A 6,336-nucleotide genomic window follows, 5' to 3' on the forward strand; every position below is an offset into this window, starting at 1 on the left:
ACTTAAATCAAATTGTGGATAACCTTTAATATTCGGAAAGGAATTGTGGAAAATCAAAAAAATGAGAGCGGGACGCAGTTTGATAATAAAACGAATATGGATCAGTTGTCTGCTTATCGCATCTGTCCTCAGTACCGGCTGCAGTCAGCAAAATGCTGCCGCGGCCACGCCAAAATCTGAGAATGTTTCCGAACAGGCTGCCGGTACAAAAGGTTCCTCCTCAAAAGGTGCGGATTCTTCCGGGACTGCAAAATCTTCAGATTTCGCCACGGCCAGGGACTCTGGTGCTGTAGTATTACAGCCTGAGGCCCCCGGTACCAAAACGATAGGAAACGAAAAAGCGGCAATCGATATTTCAAATATTTCCAAAGGATATATCGTGGTGTCCTATAAGGGGAGTAATGAAAAAGTGCGTTTTCAGGTGCAATTTGGAAGTGAGGATCCCTACACTTACCGCCTCAATTCAACAGAAGATGCAGTATTTCCCCTGACCCGGGGAAACGGAAGCTATAAGTTTACCGTTTTTGAAAATGTATCGGGAGATCAGTACGCCACCGCGTTCGAAGGAAAGAGTGAAGTGACCCTGGAAAATGAATTCCTGCCTTTTCTGTATCCGAATCAATATGTGAAATACGATAAGGATACCCGGGCAGTTGCTTTGGGAGAGGAATTGGTAAAGGAAGCATCGGACGATCTGGATGCGTTAGCTATGATCTATGATTATGTGGTTGGAAATATTGACTATGATTATGATAAGGCTGAGAATGTGGCCAGCGGCTACCTGCCGGTGATCGATCAGGTACTGGATGAAAAAAAGGGAATTTGTTTTGATTATGCGGCGGTTATGACTTGTATGCTCAGAACCCAGCGGATCCCCACACAGTTGGTTGTGGGATATTCCGGTACCGTGTATCACGCATGGATCAGTGTATATATTGATGGAGTGGGTTGGATCCACGATATTATCCGTTTTGATGGAAAAGAGTGGGTCCGCATGGATCCCACATTAGCGGCGACCAATAGAAAAGCGGAAAAGACTGTGGAGAACAGCGGAAACTATCGGGCCTTGTATTACTATTAACGACGTAAATCGAAAAAAATGATAAAGGAGAGCGTCATGGGAAAACAAAAAAAGAAATTGCTTTCCAATCGGGAAACAGCAGCTTTTTGTGCACAGTTGTCCCTTCTTCTGAAAGCGGGAATCTCGATACCGGAAGGTATTACCATCCTCTGTGAGGATGAGAAAGAGGGAAAGCTAAGCTTGCTGTTACAGTTGAGGGAATCCCTGGAAGATGGTAAATCTCTGTCAACCGCTCTTGAGGAGACCGGGCATTTTCCGGACTATCTCGTACATATGATGGCGATCGGAGAGACCAGCGGACGTATGGAAGAGGTGCTGGATTCCCTCAGTTCTTATTATGAGAGAAATGAAGAGGTTTCCGACACGATTCGCAGTGCGGTTACTTATCCGATGATGATGATTGTCATGATGCTAGCGGTCATTCTGGTAGTGGTTATCAAAGTACTTCCTATATTCGAGAGTGTGTTCCGTGAACTGGGCGGTGAGATGTCCGGTTTTGCCAGGGGTGCCATGCATCTGGGAACGATCATCAGCCGTTATTCTGTGTGGATCGTGGCGGTTGTGGTTCTGCTTGTCCTGCTGTTTTTTATCCTTCGGGCTGTACCGAAAGGTCAGAAATTTTTATCCCTTATATTTGAAAAATGTTTTCCTAAAATTTCCTCCGCTATGTCGGTTTGGCGTTTTTCTTCCGCTATAGCCCTAATGATGGAAAGTGGTATCGAAATGGAAAAGGCGCTGGAAATGACAGAAAACCTCACAGGTTCCGAATCCATGAAAAATAAAATAGGCTTGTTGAAAGAAGAGGTATCCCAGGGGAAAATGTTTTCTGAAGCCGTGGTACAACATCAGGTATTTTCTGGTTTATATGGGAAAATGATTACAGTCGGGGCTTCCACCGGTATGACCGATGATGTTATGCAGCGGATTGCCGGAGAATATGAAGAGGATTTGGAGAGAAGGATCGAGCGTCTGATTTCTATAATTGAACCCACACTGGTTATTCTCCTTTCGCTGGTAGTAGGTATGATTTTATTATCTGTTATGCTGCCGCTGATCGGAATTATGTCCGCGATCGGATAGGAGTGAAGAGATTGATTAACAAAAGCCTGTATGGCAAAAAAAAGAAACTTCCGTTTTCTATAAACACCATAATTACCGGGGTCATATTTCTGGTCTTTTTGACATGTATCCTGTACGGATTCGGTGATATCTCCTCCTCCGCAAAAGAACAGCAGCTGGAGATTGCTCAAAAAGCAGTGGAGAGGGCGGCGATTCAGTGTTATGCCATCGAAGGGCGTTATCCTCCAGATCTGTCCTATCTGGAGAACCATTATGGTATCATTCTGGATACCGACCATTTTTTGTATCATTATGAGAGATTTGGATCGAACCTGATGCCGGAAATTAAAGTTTTTGAACTGGAACAGGGGGAATGATGCTTTGAAAAGAAATACGCATATTGTGGATATAATTTTCATACTGTCCCTGTTCTGTATATTTACGGCCAGCGCACTTCTGGTTGTGCTGATGGGAGCCGATGTCTATCAGGGGATAACCAAAGATATGGATTACAACTACAGCAGCAGAAGTTCGATTTCCTATGTGACGGAAAAGATTCGTCAGCATGACAGCGAGGGCCAGGTTTTTGTCGGGAACCTGGAAGGTGAGCCGGCGCTGATTCTTACGCAGAATTATAATAATGAGATCTATGAAACCTGGATATACCGGGACGGAAATCATTTAAAAGAAATCATGGTGGCAGCAGGAACACCGGTGAATCCCGGAGATGGGCAGGAGCTGATGGAAGTCTCAGACTTCCAACTGGAAGCCGCGGATCAGAGTATCCGGATCGCTGCAGCCGATGAGGAAGGAAAGTGGTCTGAAAGTCTGATTTATGTCCAGTGCGGTCCGGTGGAGACGTGGAAAGGTTGAACAAAAAATGAGAAGAAAAGCGTCGAAAACAAAGATGTTTTTATTGGAATTTATTATCATAATCCTGTTTTTCTCACTGGCGGCCACGGTGTGTGTGCGTATATTTGTCAATGCGAAAATGGTCAGCGCACAAAGCAGCAGGCTTACAGGTGCCGTATTAAAGGCCCAGGAGGCTGCGGAAACTTTCAAATCTGTGGATGGAGATGCCGGACGGTTAGCCGGAAAACTGAATGGTATCATGGATGATCAGAATGTCGTCGTGTTTTATGATACGGAATGGAATCCGGCAAAAGAGCAGTCAGATGGTGTTTATCGAATGGAAATCCGATTAGAAAAAGAGCAGAATCTGATAACAGCCTCCATTCTTATAGACCATGGGCAGGAAGAAATATACAGTTTGAAAATTCAAAAAGCTACCGATGCTTAGAACAGGAGGTTGCCATGCTTCGTAAAAGAGGTGCCGGAGGAATAGGACTTGGGGCGGTTTCCATACTGGCGGTGTTTGTTGTATTATGTATGACTGTATTTTCAATATTATCTTTTACGTCTGCCAGAGCGGATCAAAAGCTCTCGGAAAAAAATGCGCAGGCAGTACAGGAATACTATCAGGCGGAGTCAGAAGCAGAAGAACAATTAGGGATACTGCTCGGAGAGAAAAATATAGAAGACTTTCTGAAGGCGGCTGTTCAGGAGGGATGTGAGATCTCAAATGAGGGGCAGAATCATATCGTGAATTATGTGATTAAAGTGAACGAAATCCAGGACCTGTATGTGGAAATCGCTTTGACCGGTGATAATCAGGACAGTCCCCAGGGACGCTGGTCCAAACAAAAATGGGAAATACATGTGACAGAGCCGGAGCAGGCCGATGAAACATTGAATGTGCTGAAAAAAGAGTGACGGAGGGCAAATTAAGGAAGTACCCTGCGGGTATCCTTTATGCCTTTAAATCCAGGAAAATTAAGGAGAATAGATATGGATGTTCATCAGATATTGGAATCGGCAGCACGAAAGAATGCCTCAGATATTTTTATCATTGCCGGCCTTCCTGTGTCTATCAAATTAAACGGCCGTATTGAACGTACCGATATGGATAAATTAAAACCTGATGATACCAACCGGATATTGATGGAGATTTACCAGATCAGTGGACGCAGCCCGAAGCTTATGGAGGAGACAGGTGATGACGATTTTTCTTTTTCCATTCCGGGTGTCGCCCGTTTTCGGGTCAGCGTGTATCAACAGCGTGGTTCTCTGGCAGCAGTGATCCGTGTGGTAGCCTTTGATCTGCCTGATCCGAAGATACTAGGAATTCCGGATATGGTAGTGGAACTGGGAATGAAGAAGAAAGGTTTAATTCTGGTTACCGGGCCTGCGGGGAGCGGGAAGTCCACCACACTGGCCTGTATGATTGACCGGATTAACCATCAGGCCAACAGACATGTCATTACACTGGAAGATCCCATTGAATATCTGCATCGCCACGACAACAGTATCATCAGCCAGCGGGAGATCGCTACGGATACCAAAAGCTATACGGTAGCCTTAAGGGCTGCGCTGAGGCAGTCGCCGGATGTAATTTTATTAGGGGAAATGCGGGACTTTGAGACCATGAGTATCGCCATGACAGCGGCGGAGACGGGACATCTGATCATCTCAACACTGCATACGATGGGGGCGGTGAATACCATCGATCGAATTATTGATGAGTTTCCGCCAAGCCAGCAGCATCAGATCCGGGTCCAGCTGGCTATGGTGTTGGAAGCAGTTGTATCCCAGCAGTTGATTCCTACGGTGGATGGCGGTGTGGTTCCAGCGGTAGAAATTATGGTGTGCAATACGGCAGTCCGGAATCTGATCCGGGAATCCAAGACACATCAGATCGATTCCGTGATCGCCACTTCGGCGCAGGAAGGAATGATTACTATGGATGCCAGTCTGCTTTCGCTGTATGGAAAAGGAATTATTGATCGCAAGCAGGCACTGGCCTACAGTATGGCTCCGGAAATGATGGAAAAAAGACTAAATCGCACGTAAGTGCCCAAAATACAGGACTAAGTGCTCATAGCGAAAAAAATAGTAGCGCTCGAAAAAGCCTCGCTGACTATTTTTCATGCATCGCACGTAAGCGGCTAAAAAACAGCCGCTAAGTGCTCATAGCGAAAAAAAACAAAGGTGAAAAGAGAAGATGAAAAGAATAATGCTGATGGTTCTTCGGAATCTGTTGTTTGCCCCTTACTGGTTTATAAAGGTGTGCTGGTATGGGAGCCATTTGGAACGGTATTCGGAAGAACAGAGATTTGCGCTGCTAAAAAAGGTAACCATCCATGCCAACAAAGGCGGGAGAGTAAAGATCGAGCCTCACGGGTTGGAAAATCTGCCGGAAAAAAACGGATTTATTCTTTACCCAAATCATCAGGGAATGTATGATGTGCTCTCTTTCCTGGAGTGTTGTCCCAGGCCTTTTTCCGTTGTGATGAAAAAAGAGCTGGTAAAGGTCCCGTTCCTGAAACAGATCTTCCGGGTTATGGAAGCAATCCCTATGGACAGGGATGACCTCAAACAATCCATGAGAGTGATCCTGCAGGTGGCCCAGGAAGTGAAGGAAGGGCGCAATTACCTGATCTTTGCCGAGGGGACCCGTTCCAGAGACGGCAATCATCTGCTCCCTTTTAAAGGAGGAAGTTTTAAAAGTGCCGTCAGGGCACAGTGTCCCATTGTTCCGGTAGCCATAATGAATTCCTATCTGCCCTTTGATACGAATTCCATAAAAAAAGTGACGGTTCCTGTCTATTTTTTGCCTCCGTTATACTATGATGATTATAAAAATCTAAAAACAACAGAAATTGCTGAAGTTGTTAGAGAAAAAATAGAAAAAGCCATTGACAAAGCTGGTTATAATTAGTATAATAATTTCTGCGTCACCGACGTGATGCATACAATATCATATGAAAAATACCGAATTCAGGAGAAATACTCAAGTGGCTGAAGAGGCGCCCCTGCTAAGGGTGTAGGTCGTTTGCGCGGCGCGAGGGTTCAAATCCCTCTTTCTCCGTTCCGTTTTTTCGGAAGATTATTTTTTTGCGGAGAATTGGTGTTGACAGAGAATTTCGTCGATGCTATAATATAATTCCAACCGCGGGAAAACAATGTACAGAAATAAGTACAAAAAAACGGTTGACAGTAAATGGAAGATGTGATATTCTATCAAAGTTGCGTCTGACAAAATAAGACAAGCAACGCCTTGAACATTGATAACTAAACAGTGAAACAACCCTGAAAATTCTAAAAAAGAATTTCAGAAACGAACGCTTTCTTATATA

8 protein-coding genes and 1 tRNA gene are annotated in these 6,336 nt (G+C 44.8%); all 9 read left to right on the top strand.

The window, feature by feature from the left end; all coding sequences use genetic code 11:
• Positions 1-79 precede the first annotated feature (79 nt).
• The 9 genes from KTH90_RS07025 (at position 80) to KTH90_RS07065 (ending at position 6,068) form a co-directional block, all read left to right on the top strand.
• The gene (locus KTH90_RS07025) at positions 80-1,081 is read left to right on the top strand and encodes a transglutaminase-like domain-containing protein (RefSeq protein ID WP_238726543.1); all 1,002 of its coding nucleotides are present in this window, start codon (positions 80-82) and stop codon (positions 1,079-1,081) included.
• Positions 1,082-1,117: 36 nt separating this feature from the next.
• Positions 1,118-2,161 (top strand): type II secretion system F family protein, encoded by a 1,044-nt coding sequence (locus tag KTH90_RS07030; protein ID WP_238726544.1) that lies wholly within the window; start codon positions 1,118-1,120, stop codon positions 2,159-2,161.
• An 11-nt stretch (positions 2,162-2,172) separates the two neighbouring features.
• Positions 2,173-2,517, top strand: coding sequence for a hypothetical protein (locus tag KTH90_RS07035; protein WP_158350419.1), 345 nt, complete (start codon positions 2,173-2,175; stop codon positions 2,515-2,517).
• 4 nt (positions 2,518-2,521) lie between these two features.
• Positions 2,522-3,013 (top strand): DUF4860 domain-containing protein, encoded by a 492-nt coding sequence (locus KTH90_RS07040; RefSeq protein WP_158350417.1) that lies wholly within the window; start codon positions 2,522-2,524, stop codon positions 3,011-3,013.
• Between the two features lie 7 nt (positions 3,014-3,020).
• Complete coding sequence (locus KTH90_RS07045; RefSeq protein ID WP_158350415.1) at positions 3,021-3,440, top strand: hypothetical protein; 420 nt, start codon at positions 3,021-3,023, stop codon at positions 3,438-3,440.
• Between the two features lie 14 nt (positions 3,441-3,454).
• Complete coding sequence (locus KTH90_RS07050) at positions 3,455-3,913, top strand: hypothetical protein (protein ID WP_158350413.1); 459 nt, start codon at positions 3,455-3,457, stop codon at positions 3,911-3,913.
• Between the two features lie 75 nt (positions 3,914-3,988).
• Complete coding sequence (locus tag KTH90_RS07055) at positions 3,989-5,050, top strand: type IV pilus twitching motility protein PilT (protein WP_158350411.1); 1,062 nt, start codon at positions 3,989-3,991, stop codon at positions 5,048-5,050.
• Between the two features lie 151 nt (positions 5,051-5,201).
• The gene (locus KTH90_RS07060; protein ID WP_158350409.1) at positions 5,202-5,918 is read left to right on the top strand and encodes a lysophospholipid acyltransferase family protein; all 717 of its coding nucleotides are present in this window, start codon (positions 5,202-5,204) and stop codon (positions 5,916-5,918) included.
• A 62-nt stretch (positions 5,919-5,980) separates the two neighbouring features.
• Positions 5,981-6,068, top strand: a tRNA-Ser gene (locus KTH90_RS07065).
• Positions 6,069-6,336: the final 268 nt, after the last annotated feature.

The organism is Diplocloster modestus (assembly GCF_019042245.1).
In the GTDB taxonomy this organism is placed as follows: Bacteria; Bacillota; Clostridia; order Lachnospirales; family Lachnospiraceae; genus Diplocloster; species Diplocloster modestus.

What these genes read in the sequence shown, in the direction of transcription:
- KTH90_RS07030 (WP_238726544.1), top strand. Translation starts at nt 1,118, where the DNA reads ATGGGAAAACAAAAAAAGAAATTGCTTTCCAATCGGGAAACAGCAGCT.
- KTH90_RS07045 (WP_158350415.1), top strand. Translation starts at nt 3,021, where the DNA reads ATGAGAAGAAAAGCGTCGAAAACAAAGATGTTTTTATTGGAATTTATT.
- KTH90_RS07050 (WP_158350413.1), top strand. Translation starts at nt 3,455, where the DNA reads ATGCTTCGTAAAAGAGGTGCCGGAGGAATAGGACTTGGGGCGGTTTCC.
- KTH90_RS07055 (WP_158350411.1), top strand. Translation starts at nt 3,989, where the DNA reads ATGGATGTTCATCAGATATTGGAATCGGCAGCACGAAAGAATGCCTCA.
- KTH90_RS07060 (WP_158350409.1), top strand. Translation starts at nt 5,202, where the DNA reads ATGAAAAGAATAATGCTGATGGTTCTTCGGAATCTGTTGTTTGCCCCT.